The following is a 24,975-nucleotide window of genomic DNA, read 5'->3' on the forward strand; positions in this document are numbered from 1 at the left end:
TTCGAGAAAAGGACAAGCTTGTCCCTTCATTAATTAAATTTTACCAGTGAATAACTGGATATATCAGGAGGCAAACATATGGAGAACAACCCATACAATTTGCATAATCTACCCCGGATCATGCGTAGTGTCCGCAAAGCGGCAGGACTTGCACAGTATCAGATTGGTAATTTGATAGGGGGGAAAGATCAGCGGTATGTTTCGGACGTTGAAAATGGATTCAGTAAGCTTACTCCGGAATTATGCATCAAGTGGTTTGAGGCGTGCGAGGCGTACGAACATATTGATCTGGTACATTACCTTTTCAAACTTCACCCGACGACGGCGGCACCAATTGATCCAGCACTTAACGAGAGCGCAAGCGCGGCGGTAATCAATATGATTCATCAGCTTGAAGAAGCATTGCAAGCAACAAGGCATTTAGCGCGCTGGCTGGCAAACGATAGGCCAGGCCGACAACCTGAAGAACTGCCCATGGCCGATATTAAGCAGATTTTTGATCTAATTCCGGCAAACAAAACGCTGATATATTCGCTGGCCCGTAGTCATGGACTGAACATGAAGGAACTGGCTGAAAGGTGGACACGGAAAGCGCTAATGAGTCAGGTTGCAATGGCGAAAACAGAAGAAAGGCAGGCGGTGCTGGTATGAAGATCAATCAGTTTCTTAAATCGGATGCAGATTCAGCAAAAAGAAAAATCGAGTCGGCGGAAGAGCTCTCTATCATGCTATCGGAGGCGTTACGGGATGGCGATTATGAAGAAGCTATCAGTCTTGCAGGGAGCATCAAGGTTCTTACAGAGGATATCAGCCGACTGGCGAATAAAGGGCGCTTACATCAAACCGTTTTAAATATGGCGGCCCGAGGGATTCACCTGAGTGTTGTAAGTAGGTGTTCACAATGAATATTGAAAATCCAATGGTCTTGAACAACTGGCATGACAAGGCGACTGAACCGGAAACAAAAAAGGACTTTTTCGGGGATGAAGTAACGTCAGCAGATAATTATGTAATCGACAGCGGCGAGATGATTTTACAAGACAATCTTAAACGCTATTTAAAGGAACAACTCGGATTTAGGTTTCATTCAGCGCAATAAAAAAGCCCACTTGGCAGAGTGGACTAGGTAAGGCGTTTTGGTAATTGATTGTATTCCTATTATACCAAAACGCCCCATAAAAAACAATGGAGGTTTTATACATGGCTAAACGAATAACAGCATCTTTCAGTGACCGGGCGGACGATCAACAGCGCCTGAGAGAAGTCGGCGGCTCAATCATGTTCAGTAAAGGCAAACCCATATTTTCCTTCCCGTCAATGGACGCATACCGAGAATGGCAGCGGCTTGGTGCGGAAGCATACAAAAGAAAGGCAGGGATTATTTAATGCAAGCAGAGGTTTTCGCTTCGACAGCGGACATGAGTCGGGACGAATGGCTTCTTGAGCGACGGAAGGGCATCGGCGGTTCAGATGCCTCCGTAATCTTGGGGTTAAACAAATGGAGAACCGCATTTGAATTATGGCTGGACAAAACGGGACAAGTCCCGGTCAGTGAGTCAGCCAGTGAGGCGGCTTACTTCGGCTCAATCCTTGAGGACATTGTCGCAAAAGAATTTGAAGTGCGGAGCGGGAAAAAAGTTAGGCGTAAAAGGTCCATGCTGAAGCATCCTGAACATGATTTCATTTTGGCGAATATTGACCGAATGATCGTTGGAGAAAAGGCCATTCTGGAATGTAAGACCACATCGGAATACAACTTGAAAGAATGGGAAAATGACGAGATCCCTGCTGACTATATTGTTCAGGTCCAGCACTATCTTGGAGTGCTTGGTCCCGAGTATAAAAAAGCATACTTTGCTGTTCTGATCGGCGGCAATAAATTCGTCTGGAAAGAAATTGAGCGGGATGATGAATTAATCGAAATGATATTCACTGCCGAAGTCGAGTTTTGGAATACTGCGGTGTTGGGTGGGGTTGCTCCCGCATTGGACGGATCAAGCGCAGCAGAAGAATATCTGAAAAAAAGGTATGCGGAAACGGAAAGCAACAAGGTTATTGATCTTACAGCGGTAAACCGTGAACGGATAAAGCAGTATTTGCAATTAAAGGAAAGCATCGCTGAATTGCAATTGCAGGCGAAAGAATTAGAAAACCAAATCAAGCACGAAATGAAGGAAGCAGAATACGGATTCATTGGAAACTATCAGACCAGCTGGAAACCGGTTATAACTAACCGGATCGACACTAATAAACTGAAAGAGCAGTTTCCAGATGTATATGAGAAAGTCACAAAAGAAGTTCAATACAGACGCTTTGGAATTAAGGAGGTTAGCTAAATATGGCTACAAATGAATCACTTAAAAATAACATTCAAAAACAGAATAACGCGCCAGGGCAGCCGCAGGGAACAACGATGAAAGGCCTGCTTTCTTCTCCGGCAGTCATGAACCGGTTTGAAGAAGTTCTGGGGAAAAGGGCGTCTCAATTCACAGCATCAATTTTAAGTCTGTACAACAGTGAAAATACTCTTCAAAAAGCAGAACCTATGAGTGTAATTTCATCGGCTATGGTGGCGGCAACGCTTGATCTGCCAGTGGATAAGAACTTGGGTTATGCCTGGATCGTTCCGTATAAAGGGCGCGCGCAATTTCAGCTTGGTTACAAAGGATACATTCAGCTTGCTTTGCGGACAGGCCAATATAAATCTATCAATTGCATACCTGTCCATAAAGGAGAATTGCAAAAGTGGAACCCACTAACCGAGGAAATAGAGATTGATTTTGAAAAACGGGAATCAGATGCGGTTATTGGCTACGCTGCTTACTTTGAGCTTTTAAACGGTTTCCGGAAAACAGTGTATTGGACAAAGACGCAAGTAGAGAAACACAAAAAGAAGTTTAGTAAGTCGGACTTTGGCTGGGGCAAGGACTGGGACGCAATGGCGCTTAAAACCGTTCTTAAATCCATGCTTAGTAAATGGGGGATTCTCTCCGTTGAAATGCAAAAGGCAGTCATCGAGGATAACGAGGAACGTGAGCGGATTGACATTACTGACGCAATGGCAGAGCCAGAGATTATTGATGCTGAAGCACCGGAAGAAAAGCCAAGCGCGCAGAATGCTGATCCTTTTGATGGTAAGCCTGTTGATATTAGTGAAAATGACCTGCCATTTGATTAAGGTTGGCATCCCTTTCTGTTACAAGTGGATGACGGAAGGGGCACCAAATCGCGCCCAGCTGTTCCGTGATTATGTCGAAGGCTATCTCAGAACAAATGAACCTGGCTTACGTTTAGTCCGCATCAGCGGCATGACAGCACTGTGTGAAAGGAAGTAGGTGAGCCATGAACTACCTGAAAGAAATGAACGGCTTCATGAATTGGTTAGAAACGAATCCGTTGTCTGCAACAACACAAGCGTTATGGTTCCATCTGATGCACATCAACAATAAAACCGGGTGGCGGGAGTGGTTCACCACTTCAAATACCACTCTTCAAGCCAAAATAGAAATCACAGAAGCAACACTAATAAAGCATCGAAAAATTCTAATCGAGCTCAAACGAATAGAATATGAGCCGCAGGGGAGAAAGGCCGGGAAATACAAACTGATCTCTTTTGAAAATCCAGTGCGTAATGAGGAAACAGAGAACGGTAAAGCAGATATACCAGACGCAGCATCGCCAAAAGAATCAGCGCCAAAAGCACAGCAGGAGGTTGACGAAAAAATGAAAAACGCATTTGAACTATTCGAAAACAAAACAGCCCGCACAATTGGCACAATGGAGGTTCAGCGGCTCGGGTATATGGTGGATGATTACGGCGAAGAGAAAGTCATGGAAGCAATGAAACAGGCTTTCAGAAGCAAGGGCAACAACGTCAATCTGAATTACATTGAAGCAATCCTCTCAAACCCATTCAGCCAGAGACGAAAGGAGAAACAGCAGTATGGAAGCTCGCAAAACGCAAGATATGGACGCGGCAATGAAGGCCATTCTAACCAAGCTCCGGGATCGGTCAGCAGCATCTTCAGTGGGACAGGCCGCCTCAGAAGAAAAGGCTGAATACGAGTGCTCTGACTGCAAGGATAAGGGCATTATCGTTTACCGGATTCACCAAGACACAGAGCGTCAGCTGAGAAAAGAGCATAAGACAATGGAAAGCCTGGCCCCCGATCAAATGGTAAGAGAAGAGGATTATCTTGCGGGGAAAGTATGCTTGCCGGATAAGGCCCGGGAATGGAAAACCACATTTTCAAAGCAATGTGAGTGTGTAAAACGGAAAAAGATCGCCCGGCTTATGAAGGCCAGCGGCATCACGGAGGAATTCGAAAAGCTCCTTTTTGGAAACTTCATTAAAGACGGGAAGCCGGACATGATCAAGGACGCTTATGAGTGCGCGGTGGAATACTATAAGGATTTTCAGAGCATCAAGGGGAAACGTTCAAACAGTATCGCTTTGCTCGGGCAGCCGGGCAGTGGAAAAACGCACCTGTTAACGGCGATCATGAACAACCTGATCAAGAAAAAATCAATTTACTGCATGTATTTCCCGTACGTAGAGGGAATGGGCGATCTGCGGAATGACTTTGACCAGCTGGAAACAAAGCTCGACGCCATGCGAAAAGCTGAGGTCCTGTTCATTGATGATTTATTCAAGCCAGTGAAGGGGGAGCCGCGGGCGACGGATTGGCAAGTGGAACAAATTCAATCGGTTGTGAATTATCGTTACTTGAATCATAAGCCTCTGCTAATCTCTTCCGAACTCGACACGGGTGAACTTTTGGATATTGACGAGGCGCTGGGCTCCCGGATTCATCAAATGTGCAGAGATTACACGGTGATCATTAAGGGCGACCGGATGCAATTAAATCATAGGTTAGGAGATTGGGAATGACCGAAAAAGCGAACTTCACAGCAACCGGCGGCATGTATCTGTTCGGGCCCGCCGAGCAATCGGCCGGCCAGGACCTTACCCCGGCGATCCGGGTGCTTGAGGAAAAAATCAAACAAATGGAGCTGATGCACAGTGCTTAAAGCGGTTATTCTGCTTCCGGCCATCATCTTCACGGCGCCATACAAGGAAAAGCAGATTCAGCACTGGGAACAAATTGACGGGAGGTAACGACGGCAAGCGGAAACGGGCCGATAAGGAAATAGTCAGAGATATGGAGGCGGAAGAATGAGAGAGATTAAGTTTCGGGCTTATCATACAGAGAAAAGAGACGGTCAAGAATTTCCGCGAATGCTTGACTGGGATGAACTTCTCAATAATGACGAAGAGGAGTTAGCTTGTTATTTCAAAAACGAGTTTTCAAATGTATCACCTTTAATGCAATACACCGGATTGAAGGACAAAAACGGCCGGGAGATTTATGAGGGAGACGGCTTTATAGCAAAACATAAATCAGGAAAGGTTCATAAGGGAACGGTCAAATATGACTTATCGTTTGTTTTCGATATTAAGGATTTTGAAGAATTGTTCATTAATGGCGTAGGAGCCGTGAAAACTAACCGTAACTTTAATATTCATTCGTTTGTTGAATGGTTTGATGAATTTGAAGTCATCGGAAACATTTATGAAGATCCAGAGCTTTTGGAGGCCTCACATGCCAGCAAATAAATACGGAGCCAGAAAAACACAGGTGGACGGCATCACGTTCGATAGCCGGGCTGAAGCCAAATACTATGAACAGCTGAAATGGCTCAAGATGAGCAAGCAGATCAAAGATTTTAAGCTGCAGCCGCGGTTCCTGCTTCAAGAGGCATTCAAAAAGAACGGCAAGACTTTTCGGAAGATTGAATATATTGCAGACTTTGAGGTTCATAACCTTGACGGCAGTATCGAGATCATTGATATCAAGGGCGTGGAAACAAAGGAATTTGCCATCAAACGCAAGCTGTATGAGCGGCTTTACGAGACGCCACTCAAGGTGCTGGCGCTGGATAAGGCACTCGGCTTCATTGAGCTGGACGAGCTGAAAAAACTCAAAAGAAAGGCGGGGAAGACCACTGCAAAACGTGGTAATCGCAGACGATCGGCCGTTGTGGGTGCAGGAAGAAGATAAGCTCATGGCCTGCATGACGCTCTGTTCCGATTACAAACGATGCGCCAGCCGGATGGGAGCGGATTGCAAAAAGCTTGGAGGTTCAGAAATTCCCAAAATCAATTCAGGAGGTTATCGCTATGCAAGAAAAAATCAATCCATATAAGCCTGGTCCAGTTAAGAAGTGGAAAATGACGCCGGAGCAATTGGCAGCTTACGTCGAAAAGCATCCGATCATCTACCGCGAGGAATTAAAGCCATCTGCCGGCGTAAAGATGCGGCTTCCGTCGTAAAACGTAAAAAAGCACCGACGCCGTGGCCCCGATGCTCTGATATGAACTGGTACTTCTATCATAGCACAGGGGGCGGCCAGAGTGAACAAGCCAACAGAAATAAAAAATCATGAAACAACTATTCAGCAAAGCATCGAGCCGGGGAAAGTCCGCATCATCGTTTTAGATGGCACTGAAGGGACTGCTCATCTAATGGACGCCCCGGAACACGGTAAAACAATCATTCAAACAATAAAAGGCGGCCTGGCTCGTTGTGATTACGAGATCGGCCACAAATTCAAATAGCAGGGGTTTCCCCTGCGGGGGAGGAACGGGCATGGATAAATTACAGGAAATTAAAGCGCGTATTTCAAAATTAAAAGGCTATGAAAATGCTAAGTCAACAGATCAATACTGGATGACTAAAGAACATGTTGATTTTCTGATTGATAGAACTGAACTGTCTGTTAAGCAGCAGGCAATCATTGAGGAACACCAACGCCAGCAGGAAGTCACGGTCAATCAGTTTCGGCAGGCGCGGGAAGAGATTCAGCGGCTTACTAAGGAAAAAGAACACTATCGAAAATCTCTCGATATAATAGCCGGAAATCCTAAAGTTGATTCTCTTGAAATAGCTGAACATATTGCAACTCAGGCACTGGAGGGGGCTGCGGAATGATGCCATTACAAGTAGAACTGCAACGGAACGTGAAGGCCACGAAGGACGAAGCAATGACCGTCGAGCAGGCGGCCGAGCTTTTAAAGGTTCACCCGGACTACATCCCGACGCTTGTCGCTCGTTCTGACGATCTCAAAATGATCGGCGATACCATTATCGCTAAACGGGATAAAACAAGTATCTGGCTGGTCGGGGCATGCGTGGGGCTTTTCTTCTTCGCTGTCGCTGTCCTGCCGGGATTGATGGGGTGACGGGATGATCAAGCAACAACTGGGACTTTTCAGAGAAATCATTGTCGATAACTTCGCGGGCGGAGGCGGAGCCAGTACCGGAATTGAATTGGCTACCGGGCTTTCGGTGGACATTGCGATTAACCATGATCCGGCGGCCATTGCCATGCACCAGGTAAACCACCCGGATACAGAACATTATTGTGAGTCTGTTTGGGAAGTAGACCCAAGGGAAGCAGCCAAGGGGCGGCCGATTGGTTTAGCCTGGTTCTCCCCGGACTGCAAGCATTTTTCGAAAGCCAAGGGCGGCAAACCCGTTGAGAAGAGCATCCGGGGGCTTGCATGGGTAGCGGTCAGGTGGGCGGCAACGGTAAGTCCGCGGGTAATCATTCTTGAAAACGTCGAAGAATTTAAGACGTGGGGGCCTCTTGGGAAAGATGGAAGGCCGGACCCGGACAAAAAAGGATATACGTTCCGTTCCTTTGTCAGAGCGTTAAACAGACACGGATATAAAGTCGAATGGAAAGAGCTGAAGGCGTGCGACTACGGCGCCCCGACAATACGGAAAAGGCTGTTCTTAATCGCTCGGCGTGACGGGCGGCCGATCATATGGCCCGAGCCGACACATGGCGATCCAAAAAGTGCGACAGTGAAGTCCGGAAAGCTTAAACCGTGGCGGACTGCCTCCGAGATTATGGACTGGTCACTGGAAACGCCGTCAATTTTCAACAGGAAAAAGCCTCTTTCAGAAAATACAATGCGGCGCATCGCTCGAGGTATACAACGTTTTGTCATTGACAGTAAAAAACCTTTTGTTATAGGGGAGCGCGGTAATTCACTCATTCAAATGGGATACGGCGATCCGGAAGGCCGGCGGGTGCTCGATCTGAAAAAACCACTCGGCACCATAACGGCCGGCGGCAATAAATTCGCCATTGCCACAAGTCACTTGATCAAGCTCCGCGGCACATGCAGAGACGGCCAAACGGTGACGAACCCAATGCCAACAATAACGGCGGGTGGCCTGCACGTTGGCGAAGTCAGGGCTTTCCTGACGAAATATTACGGGTCAGATACGGGGCAGGCTCTCAGTGACCCTCTGCATACAGTCACCACAAAAGACAGATTCGGCCTGGTCACGATTAAAGGTGAAAACTATCAGATCGCCGACATTGGGATGAGGATGCTTCAGCCTCATGAATTATTTGCGGCTCAGGGATTCCCGACTAATTACGTGATTGATAGAGATATAAACGGTGTAGCGTATTCGAAAAAGAAACAGATTGAGCGATGTGGTAACGCAGTTCCGCCGCCCTTCGCCGAGCAGCTTGTCAGGGCAAACCTTCCTGAATTCTGCGTAAGTGAACATATGACCAAGTTTACAAGACTAAAGGCTAATTAGGAGGGAATAGTGTGACTTTACTTGATGACATCGGCTTCACAGAGGAGCAATATCGAGAGCTTCGTGAACGCGGTATGTCTGATACGGAAATAGCGAGAGAGGAACTCCATTGCTCTCCATCCACTCTTTCCGTCTGGAAAAAGGCTAACGGGATAGTAATCCAGAAACCGTATCGCCTGTTCACTCTGGAAGAATGGACGGAGCTTCGTAACCAGAATTGGACACACTTCCAAATTGCGCGGCATTTCGGTTTCGAATGTATTGATACTTATTTTTATCATGGAAGAAAAATAGGCATCCCGCGTAAACGGAGAAGGGAGAAAGTTGAATCATGAATCTACAAAAAATGTTCGAAATGCAGAAGGTGCTTGATGATCGGATCATCAAAGAAAAGGGGCTTGAGGGACAGGACTTGCTGCCGAACCTCATCCTCGCTCTACAGGTTGAGCTTGCCGAGTGTGCGAATGAATGGCGCGGCTTTAAGCATTGGAGCAATAACAGGGAGCCGCGTACGAAAATAGAGCATTTTTGTTCAACGTGTGATGGCACTGGCGATGAAAACCACGATATTAACTTGCAATATCTCGAAGAAGGACATGCAACTGAACCATATTCCGAATGCCAAGACTGCAACGGCTCTGGAAAGTTAGGTGAAACAAATCCTCTGCTTGAGGAATACGTGGACTGCCTGCATTTTATCTTGAGCATCGGGAATCACATTGATTATAAAATCGTCTCTGCTAAAGAGTTACAAGTGTTCTTTTGTGAAGTTAATCTGACAGAACAATTCGCCTCATTATTTGAGGAAATCGTATATATGGCACAAGCAGCGAGAGGTCATTCTCCAGCGGAGCAATCATTGGCGAGGTACAGGTATGAATCTCTATTTCAAATATTCATAGGCTTGGGAGTAATGCTCGATTTTACCACGGAACAGATCGAAGCGGCTTACATGGAGAAAAACGCCGTCAATCATCAGCGGCAGCAGGAGGGGTACTGATGAACCACACTGACAACCCGACTAAAAGAAATGAAATGAACTCTCATGAATTAATAATGAAGCTACGAGAACGACACCAAATGGAAATTTTCTCATCAAACGAACTATGGTGCGTACACCTTTTCGAACTTGATATTTGTCCCAATGACATCGGAATTTCTTGTGACTTTGAAACAAGTGACGAAAGTCTACACGACGCTCTCACAGAAGCGTTGGAATGGTCTTTTGACAGACACTATAGAAAAGGGGAAGAATTTCCTTATGTTTTAGTTGGTAAAAATGATGAAGATGAGGACACGGAATGAACGAATACACCGAATGCCCGGAATGCGGGAACGACCAGATTATTGATTATGGAGAAATGGCGGTTGAGTATGAAACCTCAGTTAAAACAGGGAAGCTGTTGAAACGGAATAAAGAAGGGCATTCAATATGGTGCGCGCAAAAGTGCCGTTGCGGTTGGGATAGTTATTCCGAAAAATATGAGTGAGGAGGGCGCGGAGTGAAGGATATTGGAAGAAACAAAATGATGAAAAATGAATCAGTTTCAGTTATTGACGCAATTAAATGCCCGCATTGCGAGTATTTAATGGACTATGACCCTTATCTTGATGAATACGAGATGTCAGGCGAATTCGAAATGGATTGTGAGAAGTGCCGCAAGCCTTTCCATGTCAATTTTTGCAGTTCGTTTCATTTCACTTCTGAAAAACTAAATGGAGTAACCGAAAGGACGAAGGATTAATAACTATGAAAAAACTATTAAAATCAATCATTCTATCAGCAACTTTACTTATGGGAGCGGCGGCCGTTGCGCCGTCTGCTTCCGCGGAATGGTCCGGCTGGCAAAATGAATCCGGGTACAGCGGCCGGGTGTTTACGGATGCTGCGACATACACGACCGGCGCCTCAACGGTGGACTGGAAAGCCGAGAAAAAAGGAGCAGAAACACTTTATTACACGGCCGGCGTATACAAGAAACGCAGCGGCGGCGGGCTGACTGATACGAATTTAGTACAGCGGGGCAGCTTCAAAACGGCAACGCCTCTGAAATCATTCAACGTGAAAACGATCTGGAATAAGACCGGGAAAGGAACCTATGTCATCCAGCTTGACTGCTATTCTGATTCCGGCAAGCGGAACTATATCGGAACATTTGAATCAGCTAAATTCTATGTGAAGTAATCAAAAATCAATAAGCCCAATTGTTGCGAGTAAAATGAATCATTTCCCTAAACGATTTTACAAATTTATTGATAATTTTACAAATTCAGTTGATTTTTTCGGGACGAATGTTACAATAATATGGAAAATAAAAGGGGAGATTTATATGTTGAAAGTAAGAAAAAGTATTTTTGCTGTAGTCTTTAGTGCTATTCTATTGATTCCAATTGGGGCATTAGCTGCAAGCTATAGTCCGAAGTTCGATTTTTATCATCAATTTACTACACCAAATTATAGTATGGGTGGTTCTAATATTAAGTTGACAGCACATGCCCATACAGATGGAAAAGCAATTAAATTTAACATTAATGTTCGAAGGGTTACAGGTTGGTTTAGTGATGAATCAATTGGTACAAAGTCTTTCCCCGGGAATGCTACATCAACTGAAACTTATAAAAACAACAAAAGTGGAAAGTATTTTTTGAAATTCACAAAAACCAATAATGGAATCCCTACACAAGGTTGGGTAGATATGAGAAACTAAGAACAAATAATTTGAAAAGTGGGGATTATTTGTGATTCGTGGAACCTTACCTTTATTTTTGTCGGTCGTTGCTTATTTGCTCTTTCTCATTTACAGAGTAATAGCTCGTCTAGTCTTGAAAAAAAATAAGTGGGATTTTGAAAAGCATATCATTGTTTTCGCGACATTCATTTATTTTGGAGCATTAATAGCTGTTACATTGTTCCCTTTGCCAATCAGTAGTGTTGATATACAAGAAACTAAAAACATGGGTGAACATAATAACTTTGTTCCTTTCAAAAGCATGGCTTCAACTTTTAGTCTTGGAAGTTTATTTATAATTACTCGTACACTCGGTGGAAACTTAATTCTTTTGTCGCCGCTAGGAGTATTTCTACCTGTTTTATCAAAGAAATTTTGTAAATTAAAACGTTTGATAATAGTAGGATTTTGTGTGTCTCTTCTTATTGAAATATCACAATTAACAATCTCAAGTATAATTGGGGCTACATATCGAACTTTTGATGTTGATGATCTAATATTAAATACTTTAGGTATTGCCGTGGGATATGCCTTTTACAAACTTATATATCCAATGTTGCGAAAAGAGTTATTTGAATTTGAGAAAGAATCAATATAACCAGCAATATTTTCTTGAAAATTGAACTATGTCCAAGACGGAAAGCCTGCGGACACTGATCACTGCACAGAATCACTGTGCTCTGATTGGTGTCCGTTTTTTATTTGAGCGGAGGGATGACATGAAGCAGGAAAAGAAAAAGCCCAATAAAAACACGCAGGAGCGCTCAGATCGTTTCTGGCAACAAATGATGAACACGAACATGCAAACACTTAAACGAGGCAAGGGCGGCGCATTTAAGCGCAAATAAAGGGAGGAATCAGAATGCAAGATTTAATCATTGAATACAAACGAGCTTTAAGAGAATCAAGAAAAATGTATCGGCTCTACAAAGATACGGCTGAAGTCAATCTGACGGCTGAACAGATTAACGACAAAAAGATTATCAGTAGCATGATCAGCGATATTGAATTCACTCTTGAATGGCTGCAGAACGGAAGACAGCCGGGCGCCCGCCGAGGTGCTGACAGAAGAGACGCATATCAAAGGACGATTCTTGCTGATCCGCGCTTAATTGATGCGCTGCCGGAAGAATATGCAATCGTTCAAGAGGCTGAGGGAGAGGTAAGTGATTGGGATAAGGAAAGAATCGCTGATGCCCTATCCGTGCTTACCGAAAGAGAAAAAGACATTTTCATGATGCACGCTGTGCAAAACATGTCATTCGAAGAGATAGCGCAGATATTGGGGATTAAAAAAGGAACCGTGCAGAAGAACATCGAACGTTCCCGCCTGAAAATGAAAAATAGAGCAGATCACAGCCTATTCTGTTTAGCGTGAATAGGCTCTTTTTTATTGGAGAAATAATGAAAAAAGCCCATTAAATTACTTGACGTGAGTAAATAAACGAGGTATAATTAAAGTATAGAAAGGAGGGAAAGAAAGTGGCTGAAATCGCATTGGTACTGGGGATTATCCTCACAACTCTCACAGTTGTTGAAAAAGTCCTCATCATCAGGGAAAAGCTTAAAACAAAAAAGCCCAAAATCAAAAAACGCAGACGTCCAAGAAAGCGCAGATGATTTTGAGCCGAGGGAGAAGGTAGCGCTTCTCCCTTGCTCCAAGTATAGCAAATGCGGCGACTAAAGAAAAATACCTGAAAGCCAGCCACTTTCAAAAAAATGAAAAGTGTACAGTCCACCACCGATATTGTTGTTCTTCTCGCTCTGGCGTATATGCTGTTTTTCCGTCAGGATGTGGCAGCGGGACCATTGAAAACGGCTCTCGACATTAGCCTGATCATTTTATTTGTTGTTTCGATCATCGAGAAAGCATTTTCCCTTTACTTGAAATATCGCGAGAAAAAAGGATGATTCAAAAATGTACAAGCCTAAAGAGCGTGACGCAATCAAGAAATTCCTGAATGAAGAGATACTCAATACAAGTGAAGCGCTTGAGATATTGGGGTTCACCCGTCAGTATCTGAACCAGTTAGTAAAAACCGGGGAATTGGAGCCGATGAAAGAAATGCCCCGGGACAGACTTTTTCTGAAAGAGGATATTTTGGATTTCCAAAAACATAGGCGGAAATGAGCACCCTGTCAAAAGGGTGTTTTTTCGTCTTACGACTGCCACCTATTTATGAAGGGCGCTTTCGTTCGACAAATTTTGCAAATAGTTCCTTTATCACACTCCTTAACCGATAATAAGGAAGGGGTGATTTAATGGATTTAGAAAAACACAAAAAAAATATTGTTAATATTCAATGCAAGTTTGGATTTGATATCAGAACAGAAGGGACAGCTCTTTATGCTCGATTTGGTGATGAGGAATATTTGATAACTTCGAGACATTTAATATTTGAAGATATTGGGCAACCTAAAAAACGATTTAATTCAGAAATAATAAAAGCTAAACGCGTCAATGAACAGAATACAATTGCAACAGCTGTGTTATGTCAAGAATTTGGAAGCCCTGATTATGATATTTTTATCGCCGGTGATGATCTTGAAGATGTAGATTTGGCTGTTATATCTCTTGAACATAAGCAGACCGAAGATTTCAGAGAAGCACTTCGGAAAGATGGGTACACGCCTTTTTTATTAAAGGAAAATTACGAATCACTAGTTGAAGGATCGGATATATTTACGGTTGGTTTCCCTGATGTCCCATCTTCAATATCAAGAATAACACCCGAATTTGGTGTGGCGTTAGAAGAAACTACAATTGTTTCTCGTCCTGTGTTTAGTTTTGGAAGAATAGCAGCTTATGATGAAGTTGATGCTTATTTTTGGGGGGATATTAGCGTAAGTGCTGGGAGTAGTGGTGGTCCAGTGTTTGATAGTAACGGTAGTTTAATTGGAATAGTACAAGGCCAATCTAAAACCTACTCAACAAATGCCGGAATTGAAATAGTAACTAGAGGTCTATTTACTAGTATTGTTAAAGCAAAATATATAGTTAAATTGATAAATGCTTTTAAAGAGCTAAAATTCTGTGATTCGTGAAGACTTCATAAATCTACAGAAATGACACCGTTCCAATCGAATGGTGTTTTTTTTATGTTCTCTGTAAACTGATTCCGGTAAATCTCAGAAAAACAATTGGCGGTTAATGGTCTGAGTGCGGCGTCGGTTTAGAGGGAATATCTTTTCCAAAACAAACACGAATCAGAAGGGGGCGGCGGTGAATGTAGATGGCTGAAAAGCACATTCAGGCGTATAAGGATTACGTCAAAGGCATGAAATATAAGGACCTTGCTGAGAAATACGGGGTGTCGGTGAACACCATTAAATCGTGGAAGCAGCGGCATGGTTGGGAAAGGAAAAAGGGTGCACCCCCTGAAAAAAGTGTGCACACAAAAATAGGCGGGCAACCCGGCAACAAAAACGCATTAGGAAATAGCGGCGGGGCGGCTCCGGCAAGAAATCAAAATGCTGTATCACATGGGTTCTTCTCAAAGTATCTGCCGGAAGAAACTCTGTCCATTATGGAAGAGATTCAGGAGCGTTCGCCTGCTGATATGATATGGGATCAGATTCAGATCCAATACGCGGCTATTCTACGGGCGCAAAAGATCATGTTCGTTTCTGATAAGGAAGAAATGATTAAAGAATTGAAAAAGAAAAGGTCCCTAATATCTGAGGTCAGCGAAATTGAAGAGGAAGAGTATGAATTCCAATTTGCTTGGGATCGTCATGCTACATTCCTGAACGCTCAATCTCGGGCAATGGGTGAGCTCCGGAGTCTGATCAAGCAGTTCGACCAGCTGGCGCATGAGCAAGATGAACGGCGCCTTAAATTGGAACAAATGCGCTTAAATATCGAGAAAACACGGAACGAAGTCGAGAAAGACGCTCCAAAAGACAGCGGCGTGACGATCATTGATGATATAGGAAGTGAAGACGTTGACGAAGGTTAAGCGAATATCGGACATCGTAACGCCGAAATTCCGTTCGTTCTGGGCGGCAGCCAACAGTCACAAATATCTTCGGTATGTCTTAAAGGGAGGCCGTGGCTCTTCGAAATCGACGCATATTGGCACCCGAATAGTAAACGACATGATGAAATACCCGGTCAGTACACTTGTGGTGCGGAAAGTCGCCAACACATTAGGGGAATCGGTTTTCGAGCAGCTTAAAGAGGCAATTGATCTGCTGGGCGTGGGTGAATACTGGCATGTCAATAAATCGCCGATGAGGCTCACGTACAAACCCAGGGGAAACAGCATCATTTTCAGGGGTGCGGACGATCCGGCAAAAATCAAGTCACTCAAGATCGCAAAATTTCCGGTTGCCTTCCTGTGGGTCGAAGAGCTGGCCGAATTTAAACTTGAAGAAGAAATTTCAATGATCGAAAATTCCGTCCTGCGGGCTGAACTCCCGGACGGTCTTTTTTATGCTTTTTATTATTCATACAATCCGCCGAAAAGAAAGCAATCGTGGGTTAACAAAAAATATGAATCTTCATTCGTACCAAAGAACACATATATCCATCATTCAACATATCTCGAAAATCCTTATATCTCAAAAGCCTTTAAGGAAGAGGCTGAGATCGTTAAGGAACGGAACCCACTAAAGTACAGATGGGAATATCTCGGCGAAGCGTTAGGGAGTGGTGTTGTGCCATTTGATAATTTGAAAATCGAGAACGGCTGCATTACTGATGAAATGGTTCGTTCATTCGACAACATCCGGCAGGGCGTTGACTTTGGATATGGTCCTGATCCTCTCGCTTACGTCAGGTGGCACTATGACAAGAAGCGGAACAGTATCTATGCGATTGATGAGCTTTATGATCAAAAGGTTTCCAATAGAGAGCTGGCAAAATGGATCAGGTCAAAAGGATATGAGAGTCAGGAAATTACTGCTGACAGTGCCGAGCCTAAGAGTATTGATGAACTGAAAATCGATCACGGTATCCGACGCATAACAGGCGCGAAAAAAGGACCTGACTCGGTTCAATATGGCGAGGAATGGCTTGATGATTTAGACGCCATTATCATTGATCCGTTGAGAACTCCTAATATCGCCCGGGAATTCGAGAATATCGACTATCAGACTGATAGAGATGGCAATCCGAAGGCGCGGCTTGAGGACGCTGACAACCACACTATAGATGCCACTCGTTATGCTTTTGAACGGGATATGAAGCGGCCGGGCGTACGGGTCATGACGAGATAAAAAGAAAGGAGCTGATTTCTATTGTATCCAATAACCCCAACACACACAGAAGAGCTGTTGAAAATCATTGAGGACAGTGCAGAAACATCAGATACTCTGCCGGACACTACGGTTATTCAAAAGATGATTGATAAACACGAATTAGATCGTGACCGAATGCTTGAGGGCGTCGCATATTACATGAATCAGGCCGACATAAAAAAAAGACTGCGCTATTTCTATGAGGATGGCGTACGCAAAATAGATACGGAAAAGCCCAATAACCGTATTTCTCATAACTGGCACAAGCTGCTGGTCCAACAGAAAGTGCAATATCTGGTCGGGAAACCAATCACTTTTAATGCTGAAGATTCAAAGTTCTTGGAGCTGGTCAACGACTTTGTAAACGAAGATTTTGATGACGTAATGAATGAGCTTTTGAAAAACGCCAGTAATAAGGGCAGTGAATGGCTCCACCCGTTTGTTGATGAAGACGGGAAATTTGATTTTATCCGGATTCCTGCTGAAGAAGTCATTGCGGTATACGATACAACGAAAAAGAGGAAGCTTCTGTATGCAATCAGGTATTATGATGTGAAAAACATTGATGATGAATACACTCGTAAGGTCGAATTGTATACGGATGAGCAGATATTCTACTACGTAATGCACGATGGCACTCTCGTTCTTGATTTTGACTACGAACGAAACCCGGAGAGTCATTTTTATTTAGGTAATGCCGGGTATGGATGGGGAAAAGTCCCCTTAATCGAGTTCAAGAACAATGAAGAAGGCGTCAGCGATCTTGTTTTTTACAAGGATTTAATTGATCAATACAACAGCAACATTTCAAATAACGCAAATACTTTTGATGAAATGCAAGACTTCATTTACATCCTTAAAAACTTCGGCGGTCAAAATTTGAGCGAGTTCATGACAAATCTACGTTATTACAAGGCCGTTGAAGTCGGTTCGGATGGCGGAATGGATATGAAAACTGCTGAAGTACCGATTGACAGCGCGAACACCCACCTTGACCGACTTGAAGAAAATATATACCGGTTCGGGCAGGGAGTTAACAATAATCCTGACAAAGTGGGAAATTCACCGACGAACGTTGCAATTAAAAACCTATATTCTTTACTTGATCTGAAGGCAAATGAAGCTGAGAGGAAATTCCGTCCGGCTTTGCATGCCTTCTTTTGGTTTTTTACTGAATATTTGCGGATGACCGGCCAAGGGGAATACGATCACACTCTCTTACAAATGACATTCAATCGTTCACGTATGACCAATGAACTTGAAGAGGTGCAGATGGGTAATCAAAGCACTGATTTAAGCAAAGAAACCCGTCTCGCTCATCATCCATGGGTTGACGATGTAGAAGCTGAAATGAAGCGAATTGAATCTGAAGAAATCGAATACAGGAACAGCATGCCGCCGTTAACGGATGTGGAAACAGACGCGGGCGGTGATGAAGATGAACCAGAATGATATTGATAAGTACCTGGACGACATGATCACTGAGGATGCTCAGAAGATTGATGTCGTTTTTGCGTCTCGCTTAAAGGAGATCAATGCACAAATTGCCCGGCTGTATGCGAAGTACAGCAAGGACGGCCAGCTTACTTTTGCCGATGCCAACAAATACAATCGTCTGAACAAGGAAATGGAGAGGATGGCCGAGGAATCTCACAAGGCTTTCAAAACCATTCTGACAATTGTTGAGGCATTAGCAGCCAAGCAGTTTTTAGAGAATTACATGCGTTCTGCTTATCTATTTGAATTGGAATCTGTGGTAAACTTGGGTTTTAGCATCCCGACAGCCGAAGTCATTCGGCAGGCCATTCTAAACCCTATAGCCGAATTGACTTTGTCAGCGATATACAGGCGACATCGAGACGATTATGTCCGACAGATTCAAATTTCCGTCGCTCAGGGCCTGCAAGCGGGGGAGGATTATTCAAAGATCGCCCGCCGCATTGAAAGAGCGACGGAATTCGCGCGCAGAAAAGCCCGTGACGTAGCGAGAACAGAAGCTCATAGGGTACAAGTGTCGGCGAGGATGGAAAGCGCTGAGAAGGCCTCAAAACGGAGCAATCTTGAAAAAATGTGGAATGCTACCCTTGATCTTAAAACACGAGCCGGGCACAGGAAACTGGACGGCAAGACTGTTGAACGAAATGGGCTATTCAAATCTATTTACGGCGGCGTCGGCCCGGCTCCGGGGCACATGAATAATGCGAAAGATGACATAAATTGCCGTTGTACGATTGCTTTTAAAGTAAACGGCGTGCTGCCGGATACGAGAAGGGCGAGGGAAGGCGGCAGCGGGGCAGGCCAAACAATCCCATACCAAGCCTATGAAGAGTGGTACAAATCCATTGAGGAAAAGGGGTAATGATGAGTGGCTAAACTTGAAATCAAGCTAAATGAAGAGGGAAGAAGAAAACTTGAATCTCCCTCTATGCATTCGCTAAAGATCAGTGATTATGACATATTGATTGATGGTCAAGAACCCAGCTTAATAACAGACCTAACGCTGCGTATGTCAACGGAAAAATTTAATGAATGCACAATTAGTTTTACGACTGAACATATCGACATTGATGCTGAAACCCTTGCTTCTTTGGAATTAATCCCTGAAGCAATACAGACGGTTATTAATTTGGATACAGATATTGATTCTGAACAAATTGCAAAACGGTCTATAACAGATCCTGGTATCACTTAACAAAAGGTTAACGTGTTTGATTTCTATTTGTCCTGAGCATGACGTTAAAAGGCTCTTTTGTCTGCTCGTTTTAAAGGTTTAGAGCAAAAACAAACGTAAATCCTGTGCGTGAGGTGGACACGCAAAAAAACATCAAAGGAGAGAAATTGAAATGAGTTTAAAAGAATTGCTCGGTGATGATTTATATGCTCAGGTTATCGAAAAAGCCGGAGATCAAAAGATTGATATTGTCAGTAACGGCCAATGGTTCCCGAAGGAGCGTTTTGATGCAGTCAACAATGAGAAGAAGGACTTGAAAAGCCAGCTTGACGAGCGGGACCAGCAATTGAATGCCTTGCAGAAACAGGCTAAAGGAAACGAAGAGCTTCAGGCGGCAATTGAACAATTGCAAGAAGACAACAAAAAAACTGCTGATGAGTATCAGCAAAAATTAGATCAGCAGGCTTTTGACTTCGCGATTGAATCAGCATTGCGGGATGCGAAGTCAAAAAACATCAAGGCTGTTAAAGCCAATTTAAATCTTGATGGTTTGAAATTAGCTGACGGCAAGGTGATTGGTCTTGACGAACAGATAACGGCTCTCAGGGAAAGCGATAGCTATCTTTTTGAGGAAGATCAAAAAAGTGCTCCGTCTTTAGCAGGAAGGCAGCCACACGACACAGCAAATTCAGGTGTTCATTCACCAACAGGCAAGAATCCATTTAGTCAGGACCATTTAAACCTGACTGAGCAAGGTCACATTTTGAAAAGTGATCCAGAACAAGCAAGAAAATTAATTATCCAAGCAGGCGGAAATCCTGCAATCTATGGATTATAAAGGAGAATTTAAATGACAGTAACTAGAGTTCAGGATGTTATCATCCCAGAAATTTTTAACCAATACACAATGAACAATACTGTTGAACAAACAGCGGTATATCGAAGTGGAATTATTCAGCCTGTACCGGGCTTAATTGTTCCGAGTGGTGGGGATACAGTCAATATGCCTTTTTGGAACGATCTTGAAGGAGATCCAGAGGCGATTCAATCAAACTTTGCATTGACTCCAGAAAAAATCAAAGCAGGGAAAGACGTTGCTCGGGTATTCGAATATGGTAAGGCTTGGAGCGCAGAAGATTTAGCGGGAGAGCTTGCGGGATCAGATCCAACGAGAGCAATTGGGGATCGTGTCAATTACTATTGGGAAAGACAGTTTCAAAAAATGATCTTCCTTATGTTGGATGGTGTCTTTGGTAGCAACATCACTAATAATGATGGCGATCTTGTATTAGATATTTCGAGCGGTGACGGGAAAAAGTACACAACTTACCTATTTGCTGGAGGTGCCGTTGGTTATGCCCCAGGTATGCCGAAAACACCAACCGAAACAGATCGAAACTCACTAAAAGGTGAGGACATTTTGATCAATCGTAAGAAGTTCATTATGCATCCTCGTGGTTTCAAATGGACCGAAGCTGATGTTGCTGCCGAAATGCCTACATTCAAAGAATTGGCAAGCGCAAAGAACTATGAACGTGTTTATGACAAAAAGAAAGTCCGAATTGTGAAGATCATTTCCAATGAAGGACCAGAAGCAGCAGCTAAATCAAAATTAAGCGGTGAAGTGATTCTTGATGCAGCTCAATTACTCGGGGATGCTAAAGGGAAATTCACTTCAATTGCAATGCATTCAGTAACGCATACAAATTTACAGAAACAAAACTTGATTGAGTTCATTCCTAACAACAGGGCTGATGTAGGTTTTGGAACATACCTTCAAAAGTCCATTATTGTTGATGATTCACTTCCAGTGGATGAGCCTACTCCTACGCCCTAACGCGCCCCAAAATCTACGGTTTACAAGCACGAGTAATTCTGTGACTGTCAATTGGAATGCCGTAGCTGGGGCGGATTCATACAATGTTTATCGGGGAGCAGACAAACGTCTTGATAAGAATGTAACCAAGCCTGAATACAGCACGGACGGTCTAACGCCTGATACTAAGTTAACAATCAATGTCACTTCTGTTAATGAGAGCGGCGAATCTGCAATGTCGGAAATCGCAACTAAAACCGATGCAGAGGGAGGCAGCGAATAAATGGGAGCAACAACCTTTTGGCTCTTGGAACAAGAATTGAAAAGGCGTGCAAACATCGATAAGGCAGCTCAAGAAAAACTGTCTTATGACGAAATGACTGTCGAGCAACTCAAGCAGGTAGCGAAGGATAAAGGGATCTCAGGTTATTACAACATGAAACGAGAAACACTTCTCGAAAAATTGAAAGGGTGATCCAATGGACATCCAACAAGTAAAACGAATGATAGGGATAACCACCGATAAGCATGACGCTTATTTGTCTGAGGTTGTCCCTATTTTAATTGAGGTTGCCGCAGACGAATGCAAAAATACTTTTGATCCAAAAGCGCTGCCCGCTGGTGTAAAAATATTTGTTGCGAAAGCGGCTGAATACAATATGACGCCGTCTGGTCTGTCTGGGAGAAGTATGGGGGATGTGTCATATTCGTATAACACGGAATTCCCGCAACACATTATGAAGAATCTGTACCCATACAGAAAGGCATTCCGATGATATATGAAGAATTCCCGCATGTTGTCACGTTTCAGCGGGTGGAAAAGGTGCCAGACGGCGGCGGGGGCTATGTTGAAAAATTCACCGATTATCTCACAACAGAGGCTTTTGTGGGTGGGATTACGTCCCGGGAATATTATCAGGCTCAGCAGCTTCAGAATCCGGTTGATTGCAATGTATATTTCCCGTATCGCAATGATATTGAGAAGACAATGCGGATCATCTACGAAAACAAGGTGCTGACTCTCAAATCAGATCCGATCGACCAGGGCGGCATGCATGAGATTATGAATTTGAAATGTCAGGTTACGGGGGTGCTGAAGGGAAATGGCTGAGGTGAGTGGTAGATGGGTCAGGCAGATGCAAAGAGCCACGAGCGAGTTCAGTAACCGGGTCATAGACGATATTAAGCAACTGGTCACGGACACGGCCGAGCTGATTTACAGCCATGCTGTTTTGAATGCTCCAACCGCCGCGATAGACGGGGGGAACCTGAAAAATTCAATTGAAATCGACTACCAAGAGGGCGGCTTACGGGCCGTTATTTCTGTTGGTGCCGATTATGCCGTATATGTGGAATACGGGACAGGGATTTACGCAGAGGAAGGCGGCGGCCGGCAAACGCCATGGGTTTATTATGACACCAAGCTTAATAGATGGGTGGTCACGCGGGGAATGCGGGCACAGCCGTTCTGGAATCCAGCGGTGGACGAAGGCATGCGGTATTTTGCCAGTCAAATGTGATAGGAAGGAGCTGTCATCATGCGATCTGCCCTGTGGCCGTTGCAGGCTGCTCTATTTAAGAGGTTATCAACAGACGAAGAGCTGAACGGGCGCGTCACGGGCGTCTTTGATGCAGTCCCGAAAGATCAGCAAAAGCCTTATGTGACAATGGGCGATGATGATGTATCCCCATTTAAAACCAAGACATCCAGCGGTGAAGAAATCAATGTGGTTTTACACTGCTGGTCAGGTTACAACGGAAAAAAAGAAGCAATGGAGATTCTGAGCCTCATGCTTCAAGCGTTAACAAGCAGGCCCCTAACAATAGAGGGCTTTTCTTTATGCCGTTCTGAGATGCGCAGCATGCAGGTGATCACCGATATTGACGGGTACACGCGTCACGGCATTCTCAGAATGCGCTTCACAATAAACAATTGAGAGGATGAAAGAAATGCCAGATTTATTAAACGGTAAAGATGAGATTTATTTTGTGCAGCCGATGGATGCAAAAGGGGCAGACGGGCTGTTCATCGCCTTTCAAACAGAAGGGTCACACACGAAAGAACAGGACACGCTGGATGAGTCCACAAAATCAGGCCGTATTGTTGGTTATGGTACAAAAAATGAAAGCTTTGAGCTGACTTATTATGCTGCTGTGACCGATCCGGGGCAGGAAGCGATTGAAAGTGCTTATGATAACGAAAAGGCAATTAAGGTCTGGAAAGTCAATAAAAACAAAAACAAAAATGATAAGCATGATTCTGTCTTTGGACATGCAATTATTGAAAGTTTGGAATTCAGTCAGCCGCAGGATGGGTTTGTTGAGGTTTCAATAACTCTGCCTGTGCTCGGGAAAACATTCAAAGGCGAATTGCCGCCACTATCAGATGAAATTTTAGCGATGATTGAATCCTCTGCCGGCGCGACTAAGTTTGAGGAATTCGGCGGCACGACTACGCCCTAATGCGCCCCAAAATCTATCGTTCACGGCTACGACTGACAGCGTGACCGTGAAATGGGATGCGGTAGATGGGGCAACTTCATATAAGGTATACAGGGGAGCGAGCAAGCAACTGGACGCAAATGTCACAGGCACATCCCACACCTTGACAGGAATTGCGGCCGACACGAAACTGACGGTCAACGTCTCTGCTGTGAACGATGCGGGCGAGTCCTCAATGTCTGAGATTGTTACGCAAACACAAGCGGTTACGCCCTAACGTACCCCGCAATATAACTGCGAAAAGCGCCACTTCAAATCAGGTGAGTTTTTCATGGGATGCGGTGAAAGGGGCGACATCTTACAACATTTACAGATTTTACGCAAAAATAGCGACTGTCTCAACGAACTCGTACACGTCGAATCCTAACCTGAAGCCGGATACCGCCTACATTTTTAACGTGTCGGCAGTGAACTCGGCCGGGGAATCGGAACGATCGGCCAATTTTACGATACGAACAGAAAAGGAATCATAGGGTCCGGGCTTCCCGGGCTCTTTTTTAACATACAAAAATAATCGGAGGTTTTATAAATGGCTTACTTAACTATCGGAGATAAAGAATACAAATCACGTTGCGACTTTGCTTTTGACAGATTGGCAAACGAAAAATACTCCACTGAGGACGAAAAGGGCAAAGGCGGCACAATGAATATTTACATGAGTCTGCTGAATGAAGAGGCTTCCTACCTTTCTGCTTTTTGGGATTGCGCACTTGCTTACTTGAAGAAAGAAAAGCCTTCAACTGAGGCTATTGAAGAAGCAATCATGAAAATCATTGATGAAGACGAGACAGGCGAGGCAATTGACAAGATGATCAATGAAGCATTCACGACACTGGACTCAGCGGGTTTTTTCAAAGGTGTGATCCGTCAGCGTTGGAAGATGATGGAGAAGATGAACAAAGGGAAGAAACCGGCTCCGAACGAAACACCGGAAATGGAAGCGAAACGGTTGGAGGACGAAGAGAACGGCAAGGAAGTCTTGAAGATGATGAAAGAGGCATACAAAGAGAGAACGGGATCGACTACGACCAAATAATTACGAACTCCGCACATTGGCTCGGGGTTTATGATGTGGATTTAATCATGTCATGGACTCCTAACGAGTACAAGCTTCTGCTCAAAGGGGCCAAGTTGCGAAAAATAGATGAATTGGAGCTTATGGCAAGAAACGCCATGTTTCACCGTTACGCCATGAATGAGAAGCGCCCCAAAGAAACGAAAATGTTTGATGCAAAGAAGGCCAGACGTCAATTGGAGCGCAATATCACTGGCGATAACGACAAATGGCGCAAGTCAGATGTAAACGAGCTTGGCAAACGAGCCAAAGGGGTTCAGCGGTTTAATGATGCAATCCGCAACCACTTTTCAAAATCCGGACAAGGAATGGGGTGA

General features: G+C 44.2%; 47 protein-coding genes. All 47 read left to right on the forward strand.

Going from position 1 to position 24,975, the window contains the following annotated elements:
* Positions 1–78: 78 nt before the first annotated feature.
* Positions 79–651 carry a helix-turn-helix domain-containing protein gene (locus tag MHH91_RS03055; protein ID WP_003155916.1) on the forward strand — a complete coding sequence of 191 codons (573 nt, stop codon included), beginning with the start codon at positions 79–81 and terminating at the stop codon, positions 649–651.
* Positions 648–905 (forward strand): YqaH family protein, encoded by a 258-nt coding sequence (locus MHH91_RS03060; RefSeq protein ID WP_013351192.1) that lies wholly within the window; start codon positions 648–650, stop codon positions 903–905. Before MHH91_RS03055 ends, MHH91_RS03060 begins: the two co-directional genes overlap by 4 nt.
* Complete coding sequence (locus MHH91_RS03065) at positions 902–1,099, forward strand: YqaI family protein (RefSeq protein ID WP_013351193.1); 198 nt, start codon at positions 902–904, stop codon at positions 1,097–1,099. Before MHH91_RS03060 ends, MHH91_RS03065 begins: the two co-directional genes overlap by 4 nt.
* A gap of 101 nt (positions 1,100–1,200) precedes the next feature.
* Positions 1,201–1,386, forward strand: coding sequence for a hypothetical protein (locus tag MHH91_RS03070; RefSeq protein ID WP_013351194.1), 186 nt, complete (start codon positions 1,201–1,203; stop codon positions 1,384–1,386).
* Entirely contained in the window at positions 1,386–2,336 is a 951-nt protein-coding gene (locus MHH91_RS03075; protein WP_014471495.1) for a YqaJ viral recombinase family nuclease, read from the forward strand. Before MHH91_RS03070 ends, MHH91_RS03075 begins: the two co-directional genes overlap by 1 nt.
* 2 nt (positions 2,337–2,338) lie before the next feature.
* Positions 2,339–3,178 carry a recombinase RecT gene (locus MHH91_RS03080; RefSeq protein ID WP_013351197.1) on the forward strand — a complete coding sequence of 280 codons (840 nt, stop codon included), beginning with the start codon at positions 2,339–2,341 and terminating at the stop codon, positions 3,176–3,178.
* Positions 3,179–3,342: 164 nt separating this feature from the next.
* Positions 3,343–4,059, forward strand: coding sequence for a DnaD domain protein (locus MHH91_RS03085; RefSeq protein ID WP_014471497.1), 717 nt, complete (start codon positions 3,343–3,345; stop codon positions 4,057–4,059).
* The gene (locus MHH91_RS03090) at positions 3,944–4,891 is read left to right on the forward strand and encodes an ATP-binding protein (RefSeq protein ID WP_340976916.1); all 948 of its coding nucleotides are present in this window, start codon (positions 3,944–3,946) and stop codon (positions 4,889–4,891) included. Before MHH91_RS03085 ends, MHH91_RS03090 begins: the two co-directional genes overlap by 116 nt.
* Entirely contained in the window at positions 4,888–5,031 is a 144-nt protein-coding gene (locus tag MHH91_RS03095) for a hypothetical protein (protein ID WP_014471499.1), read from the forward strand. The genes MHH91_RS03090 and MHH91_RS03095 overlap by 4 nt, the downstream gene beginning before the upstream one ends.
* A 145-nt stretch (positions 5,032–5,176) precedes the next feature.
* A complete protein-coding gene (locus MHH91_RS03100) occupies positions 5,177–5,617 on the forward strand; it encodes a YopX family protein (RefSeq protein WP_014471500.1) in 441 nt (146 codons plus the stop codon).
* Complete coding sequence (locus tag MHH91_RS03105) at positions 5,604–6,062, forward strand: DUF1064 domain-containing protein (RefSeq protein ID WP_014471501.1); 459 nt, start codon at positions 5,604–5,606, stop codon at positions 6,060–6,062. Before MHH91_RS03100 ends, MHH91_RS03105 begins: the two co-directional genes overlap by 14 nt.
* 119 nt (positions 6,063–6,181) lie before the next feature.
* The gene (locus tag MHH91_RS03110; protein ID WP_340976920.1) at positions 6,182–6,334 is read left to right on the forward strand and encodes a hypothetical protein; all 153 of its coding nucleotides are present in this window, start codon (positions 6,182–6,184) and stop codon (positions 6,332–6,334) included.
* A gap of 81 nt (positions 6,335–6,415) precedes the next feature.
* The gene (locus MHH91_RS03115; protein ID WP_003155894.1) at positions 6,416–6,619 is read left to right on the forward strand and encodes an XtrA/YqaO family protein; all 204 of its coding nucleotides are present in this window, start codon (positions 6,416–6,418) and stop codon (positions 6,617–6,619) included.
* 31 nt (positions 6,620–6,650) lie between these two features.
* Entirely contained in the window at positions 6,651–6,992 is a 342-nt protein-coding gene (locus MHH91_RS03120; RefSeq protein WP_013351204.1) for a hypothetical protein, read from the forward strand.
* A complete protein-coding gene (locus MHH91_RS03125; RefSeq protein WP_013351205.1) occupies positions 6,989–7,243 on the forward strand; it encodes a hypothetical protein in 255 nt (84 codons plus the stop codon). The genes MHH91_RS03120 and MHH91_RS03125 overlap by 4 nt, the downstream gene beginning before the upstream one ends.
* A 4-nt stretch (positions 7,244–7,247) precedes the next feature.
* Positions 7,248–8,624, forward strand: a complete 1,377-nt coding sequence (locus tag MHH91_RS03130; RefSeq protein ID WP_014471503.1) for a DNA cytosine methyltransferase — start codon at positions 7,248–7,250, stop codon at positions 8,622–8,624.
* A gap of 11 nt (positions 8,625–8,635) precedes the next feature.
* Positions 8,636–8,959, forward strand: a complete 324-nt coding sequence (locus MHH91_RS03135) for a hypothetical protein (RefSeq protein ID WP_340976924.1) — start codon at positions 8,636–8,638, stop codon at positions 8,957–8,959.
* Positions 8,956–9,624, forward strand: coding sequence for a dUTP diphosphatase (locus MHH91_RS03140; RefSeq protein ID WP_340976926.1), 669 nt, complete (start codon positions 8,956–8,958; stop codon positions 9,622–9,624). The genes MHH91_RS03135 and MHH91_RS03140 overlap by 4 nt, the downstream gene beginning before the upstream one ends.
* The gene (locus MHH91_RS03145) at positions 9,624–9,929 is read left to right on the forward strand and encodes a hypothetical protein (RefSeq protein ID WP_071346780.1); all 306 of its coding nucleotides are present in this window, start codon (positions 9,624–9,626) and stop codon (positions 9,927–9,929) included. The genes MHH91_RS03140 and MHH91_RS03145 overlap by 1 nt, the downstream gene beginning before the upstream one ends.
* Positions 9,926–10,114, forward strand: coding sequence for a hypothetical protein (locus MHH91_RS03150; protein WP_069007369.1), 189 nt, complete (start codon positions 9,926–9,928; stop codon positions 10,112–10,114). The genes MHH91_RS03145 and MHH91_RS03150 overlap by 4 nt, the downstream gene beginning before the upstream one ends.
* A 12-nt stretch (positions 10,115–10,126) precedes the next feature.
* Positions 10,127–10,369: a hypothetical protein gene (locus tag MHH91_RS03155; protein WP_081354703.1), complete on the forward strand. Its 243-nt coding sequence runs from the start codon at positions 10,127–10,129 to the stop codon at positions 10,367–10,369.
* Between the two features lie 5 nt (positions 10,370–10,374).
* Positions 10,375–10,809, forward strand: coding sequence for a hypothetical protein (locus MHH91_RS03160; protein WP_118977690.1), 435 nt, complete (start codon positions 10,375–10,377; stop codon positions 10,807–10,809).
* 145 nt (positions 10,810–10,954) lie between these two features.
* Positions 10,955–11,332 (forward strand): hypothetical protein, encoded by a 378-nt coding sequence (locus MHH91_RS03165; RefSeq protein WP_041481604.1) that lies wholly within the window; start codon positions 10,955–10,957, stop codon positions 11,330–11,332.
* Positions 11,333–11,363: 31 nt separating this feature from the next.
* Positions 11,364–11,951 (forward strand): VanZ family protein, encoded by a 588-nt coding sequence (locus MHH91_RS03170; RefSeq protein WP_044051884.1) that lies wholly within the window; start codon positions 11,364–11,366, stop codon positions 11,949–11,951.
* A gap of 121 nt (positions 11,952–12,072) precedes the next feature.
* The gene (locus tag MHH91_RS03175) at positions 12,073–12,201 is read left to right on the forward strand and encodes a hypothetical protein (protein ID WP_014471511.1); all 129 of its coding nucleotides are present in this window, start codon (positions 12,073–12,075) and stop codon (positions 12,199–12,201) included.
* A 14-nt stretch (positions 12,202–12,215) separates the two neighbouring features.
* Positions 12,216–12,731 (forward strand): sigma-70 family RNA polymerase sigma factor, encoded by a 516-nt coding sequence (locus MHH91_RS03180; protein WP_014471512.1) that lies wholly within the window; start codon positions 12,216–12,218, stop codon positions 12,729–12,731.
* Between the two features lie 104 nt (positions 12,732–12,835).
* On the forward strand, positions 12,836–12,973 hold the full coding sequence (locus tag MHH91_RS03185; RefSeq protein ID WP_014304494.1) for a hypothetical protein: 138 nt from the start codon (positions 12,836–12,838) through the stop codon (positions 12,971–12,973).
* A 298-nt stretch (positions 12,974–13,271) separates the two neighbouring features.
* The gene (locus MHH91_RS03190) at positions 13,272–13,484 is read left to right on the forward strand and encodes a helix-turn-helix domain-containing protein (RefSeq protein WP_003155868.1); all 213 of its coding nucleotides are present in this window, start codon (positions 13,272–13,274) and stop codon (positions 13,482–13,484) included.
* A 131-nt stretch (positions 13,485–13,615) separates the two neighbouring features.
* Positions 13,616–14,398: a S1 family peptidase gene (locus MHH91_RS03195; RefSeq protein WP_014471513.1), complete on the forward strand. Its 783-nt coding sequence runs from the start codon at positions 13,616–13,618 to the stop codon at positions 14,396–14,398.
* A gap of 188 nt (positions 14,399–14,586) precedes the next feature.
* Positions 14,587–15,312: a phage terminase small subunit gene (gene terS / locus MHH91_RS03200; protein WP_014471514.1), complete on the forward strand. Its 726-nt coding sequence runs from the start codon at positions 14,587–14,589 to the stop codon at positions 15,310–15,312.
* Positions 15,299–16,573: a PBSX family phage terminase large subunit gene (locus MHH91_RS03205; RefSeq protein WP_013351221.1), complete on the forward strand. Its 1,275-nt coding sequence runs from the start codon at positions 15,299–15,301 to the stop codon at positions 16,571–16,573. The genes terS and MHH91_RS03205 overlap by 14 nt, the downstream gene beginning before the upstream one ends.
* Positions 16,574–16,630: 57 nt before the next feature.
* Positions 16,631–18,046 carry a phage portal protein gene (locus MHH91_RS03210; RefSeq protein ID WP_014471516.1) on the forward strand — a complete coding sequence of 472 codons (1,416 nt, stop codon included), beginning with the start codon at positions 16,631–16,633 and terminating at the stop codon, positions 18,044–18,046.
* Entirely contained in the window at positions 18,033–18,953 is a 921-nt protein-coding gene (locus MHH91_RS03215) for a phage minor head protein (RefSeq protein WP_340976933.1), read from the forward strand. Before MHH91_RS03210 ends, MHH91_RS03215 begins: the two co-directional genes overlap by 14 nt.
* A gap of 6 nt (positions 18,954–18,959) precedes the next feature.
* On the forward strand, positions 18,960–19,286 hold the full coding sequence (locus MHH91_RS03220; protein WP_340976935.1) for a hypothetical protein: 327 nt from the start codon (positions 18,960–18,962) through the stop codon (positions 19,284–19,286).
* Positions 19,287–19,437: 151 nt separating this feature from the next.
* Positions 19,438–20,103: a phage scaffolding protein gene (locus MHH91_RS03225; protein ID WP_289394190.1), complete on the forward strand. Its 666-nt coding sequence runs from the start codon at positions 19,438–19,440 to the stop codon at positions 20,101–20,103.
* A gap of 12 nt (positions 20,104–20,115) precedes the next feature.
* On the forward strand, positions 20,116–21,102 hold the full coding sequence (locus tag MHH91_RS03230; RefSeq protein ID WP_340976940.1) for a coat protein: 987 nt from the start codon (positions 20,116–20,118) through the stop codon (positions 21,100–21,102).
* Complete coding sequence (locus tag MHH91_RS03235; protein WP_340978648.1) at positions 21,062–21,364, forward strand: fibronectin type III domain-containing protein; 303 nt, start codon at positions 21,062–21,064, stop codon at positions 21,362–21,364. Before MHH91_RS03230 ends, MHH91_RS03235 begins: the two co-directional genes overlap by 41 nt.
* Entirely contained in the window at positions 21,365–21,556 is a 192-nt protein-coding gene (locus tag MHH91_RS03240; protein WP_013351227.1) for a Rho termination factor N-terminal domain-containing protein, read from the forward strand.
* A 4-nt stretch (positions 21,557–21,560) separates the two neighbouring features.
* A complete protein-coding gene (locus tag MHH91_RS03245; RefSeq protein ID WP_013351228.1) occupies positions 21,561–21,857 on the forward strand; it encodes a phage head-tail connector protein in 297 nt (98 codons plus the stop codon).
* On the forward strand, positions 21,854–22,192 hold the full coding sequence (locus MHH91_RS03250) for a phage head closure protein (RefSeq protein ID WP_007408590.1): 339 nt from the start codon (positions 21,854–21,856) through the stop codon (positions 22,190–22,192). Before MHH91_RS03245 ends, MHH91_RS03250 begins: the two co-directional genes overlap by 4 nt.
* Positions 22,185–22,601 carry an HK97 gp10 family phage protein gene (locus MHH91_RS03255; RefSeq protein WP_014304505.1) on the forward strand — a complete coding sequence of 139 codons (417 nt, stop codon included), beginning with the start codon at positions 22,185–22,187 and terminating at the stop codon, positions 22,599–22,601. The genes MHH91_RS03250 and MHH91_RS03255 overlap by 8 nt, the downstream gene beginning before the upstream one ends.
* Positions 22,602–22,619: 18 nt before the next feature.
* Positions 22,620–23,018: a DUF3168 domain-containing protein gene (locus tag MHH91_RS03260; RefSeq protein WP_015239630.1), complete on the forward strand. Its 399-nt coding sequence runs from the start codon at positions 22,620–22,622 to the stop codon at positions 23,016–23,018.
* A gap of 13 nt (positions 23,019–23,031) precedes the next feature.
* Positions 23,032–23,544, forward strand: a complete 513-nt coding sequence (locus tag MHH91_RS03265; RefSeq protein WP_013351232.1) for a phage major tail protein, TP901-1 family — start codon at positions 23,032–23,034, stop codon at positions 23,542–23,544.
* On the forward strand, positions 23,486–23,800 hold the full coding sequence (locus MHH91_RS03270) for a fibronectin type III domain-containing protein (RefSeq protein ID WP_013351233.1): 315 nt from the start codon (positions 23,486–23,488) through the stop codon (positions 23,798–23,800). The genes MHH91_RS03265 and MHH91_RS03270 overlap by 59 nt, the downstream gene beginning before the upstream one ends.
* Positions 23,742–24,056, forward strand: a complete 315-nt coding sequence (locus tag MHH91_RS03275) for a fibronectin type III domain-containing protein (RefSeq protein ID WP_223253963.1) — start codon at positions 23,742–23,744, stop codon at positions 24,054–24,056. The genes MHH91_RS03270 and MHH91_RS03275 overlap by 59 nt, the downstream gene beginning before the upstream one ends.
* Positions 24,057–24,112: 56 nt before the next feature.
* Positions 24,113–24,619, forward strand: coding sequence for a tail assembly chaperone (locus MHH91_RS03280; protein WP_003155845.1), 507 nt, complete (start codon positions 24,113–24,115; stop codon positions 24,617–24,619).
* A 47-nt stretch (positions 24,620–24,666) separates the two neighbouring features.
* Positions 24,667–24,975 (forward strand): hypothetical protein, encoded by a 309-nt coding sequence (locus MHH91_RS03285; protein ID WP_041481705.1) that lies wholly within the window; start codon positions 24,667–24,669, stop codon positions 24,973–24,975.

This window comes from Bacillus sp. FSL K6-2819 (assembly GCF_038008305.1).
In the GTDB taxonomy this organism is placed as follows: Bacteria; Bacillota; Bacilli; order Bacillales; family Bacillaceae; genus Bacillus; species Bacillus amyloliquefaciens.

Coding starts and splice junctions, on each gene's coding strand:
- MHH91_RS03055 (WP_003155916.1), top strand. CDS start 79: ATGGAGAACAACCCATACAATTTGCATAATCTACCCCGGATCATGCGT.
- MHH91_RS03060 (WP_013351192.1), top strand. CDS start 648: ATGAAGATCAATCAGTTTCTTAAATCGGATGCAGATTCAGCAAAAAGA.
- MHH91_RS03065 (WP_013351193.1), top strand. CDS start 902: ATGAATATTGAAAATCCAATGGTCTTGAACAACTGGCATGACAAGGCG.
- MHH91_RS03070 (WP_013351194.1), top strand. CDS start 1,201: ATGGCTAAACGAATAACAGCATCTTTCAGTGACCGGGCGGACGATCAA.
- MHH91_RS03075 (WP_014471495.1), top strand. CDS start 1,386: ATGCAAGCAGAGGTTTTCGCTTCGACAGCGGACATGAGTCGGGACGAA.
- MHH91_RS03080 (WP_013351197.1), top strand. CDS start 2,339: ATGGCTACAAATGAATCACTTAAAAATAACATTCAAAAACAGAATAAC.
- MHH91_RS03085 (WP_014471497.1), top strand. CDS start 3,343: ATGAACTACCTGAAAGAAATGAACGGCTTCATGAATTGGTTAGAAACG.
- MHH91_RS03090 (WP_340976916.1), top strand. CDS start 3,944: ATGGAAGCTCGCAAAACGCAAGATATGGACGCGGCAATGAAGGCCATT.
- MHH91_RS03095 (WP_014471499.1), top strand. CDS start 4,888: ATGACCGAAAAAGCGAACTTCACAGCAACCGGCGGCATGTATCTGTTC.
- MHH91_RS03100 (WP_014471500.1), top strand. CDS start 5,177: ATGAGAGAGATTAAGTTTCGGGCTTATCATACAGAGAAAAGAGACGGT.
- MHH91_RS03105 (WP_014471501.1), top strand. CDS start 5,604: ATGCCAGCAAATAAATACGGAGCCAGAAAAACACAGGTGGACGGCATC.
- MHH91_RS03110 (WP_340976920.1), top strand. CDS start 6,182: ATGCAAGAAAAAATCAATCCATATAAGCCTGGTCCAGTTAAGAAGTGG.
- MHH91_RS03120 (WP_013351204.1), top strand. CDS start 6,651: ATGGATAAATTACAGGAAATTAAAGCGCGTATTTCAAAATTAAAAGGC.
- MHH91_RS03125 (WP_013351205.1), top strand. CDS start 6,989: ATGATGCCATTACAAGTAGAACTGCAACGGAACGTGAAGGCCACGAAG.
- MHH91_RS03130 (WP_014471503.1), top strand. CDS start 7,248: ATGATCAAGCAACAACTGGGACTTTTCAGAGAAATCATTGTCGATAAC.
- MHH91_RS03140 (WP_340976926.1), top strand. CDS start 8,956: ATGAATCTACAAAAAATGTTCGAAATGCAGAAGGTGCTTGATGATCGG.
- MHH91_RS03145 (WP_071346780.1), top strand. CDS start 9,624: ATGAACCACACTGACAACCCGACTAAAAGAAATGAAATGAACTCTCAT.
- MHH91_RS03150 (WP_069007369.1), top strand. CDS start 9,926: ATGAACGAATACACCGAATGCCCGGAATGCGGGAACGACCAGATTATT.
- MHH91_RS03160 (WP_118977690.1), top strand. CDS start 10,375: ATGAAAAAACTATTAAAATCAATCATTCTATCAGCAACTTTACTTATG.
- MHH91_RS03165 (WP_041481604.1), top strand. CDS start 10,955: ATGTTGAAAGTAAGAAAAAGTATTTTTGCTGTAGTCTTTAGTGCTATT.
- MHH91_RS03175 (WP_014471511.1), top strand. CDS start 12,073: ATGAAGCAGGAAAAGAAAAAGCCCAATAAAAACACGCAGGAGCGCTCA.
- MHH91_RS03180 (WP_014471512.1), top strand. CDS start 12,216: ATGCAAGATTTAATCATTGAATACAAACGAGCTTTAAGAGAATCAAGA.
- MHH91_RS03190 (WP_003155868.1), top strand. CDS start 13,272: ATGTACAAGCCTAAAGAGCGTGACGCAATCAAGAAATTCCTGAATGAA.
- MHH91_RS03195 (WP_014471513.1), top strand. CDS start 13,616: ATGGATTTAGAAAAACACAAAAAAAATATTGTTAATATTCAATGCAAG.
- terS (WP_014471514.1), top strand. CDS start 14,587: ATGGCTGAAAAGCACATTCAGGCGTATAAGGATTACGTCAAAGGCATG.
- MHH91_RS03215 (WP_340976933.1), top strand. CDS start 18,033: ATGAACCAGAATGATATTGATAAGTACCTGGACGACATGATCACTGAG.
- MHH91_RS03225 (WP_289394190.1), top strand. CDS start 19,438: ATGAGTTTAAAAGAATTGCTCGGTGATGATTTATATGCTCAGGTTATC.
- MHH91_RS03230 (WP_340976940.1), top strand. CDS start 20,116: ATGACAGTAACTAGAGTTCAGGATGTTATCATCCCAGAAATTTTTAAC.
- MHH91_RS03235 (WP_340978648.1), top strand. CDS start 21,062: ATGATTCACTTCCAGTGGATGAGCCTACTCCTACGCCCTAACGCGCCC.
- MHH91_RS03240 (WP_013351227.1), top strand. CDS start 21,365: ATGGGAGCAACAACCTTTTGGCTCTTGGAACAAGAATTGAAAAGGCGT.
- MHH91_RS03245 (WP_013351228.1), top strand. CDS start 21,561: ATGGACATCCAACAAGTAAAACGAATGATAGGGATAACCACCGATAAG.
- MHH91_RS03250 (WP_007408590.1), top strand. CDS start 21,854: ATGATATATGAAGAATTCCCGCATGTTGTCACGTTTCAGCGGGTGGAA.
- MHH91_RS03255 (WP_014304505.1), top strand. CDS start 22,185: ATGGCTGAGGTGAGTGGTAGATGGGTCAGGCAGATGCAAAGAGCCACG.
- MHH91_RS03260 (WP_015239630.1), top strand. CDS start 22,620: ATGCGATCTGCCCTGTGGCCGTTGCAGGCTGCTCTATTTAAGAGGTTA.
- MHH91_RS03265 (WP_013351232.1), top strand. CDS start 23,032: ATGCCAGATTTATTAAACGGTAAAGATGAGATTTATTTTGTGCAGCCG.
- MHH91_RS03275 (WP_223253963.1), top strand. CDS start 23,742: ATGCGGGCGAGTCCTCAATGTCTGAGATTGTTACGCAAACACAAGCGG.
- MHH91_RS03280 (WP_003155845.1), top strand. CDS start 24,113: ATGGCTTACTTAACTATCGGAGATAAAGAATACAAATCACGTTGCGAC.
- MHH91_RS03285 (WP_041481705.1), top strand. CDS start 24,667: ATGTCATGGACTCCTAACGAGTACAAGCTTCTGCTCAAAGGGGCCAAG.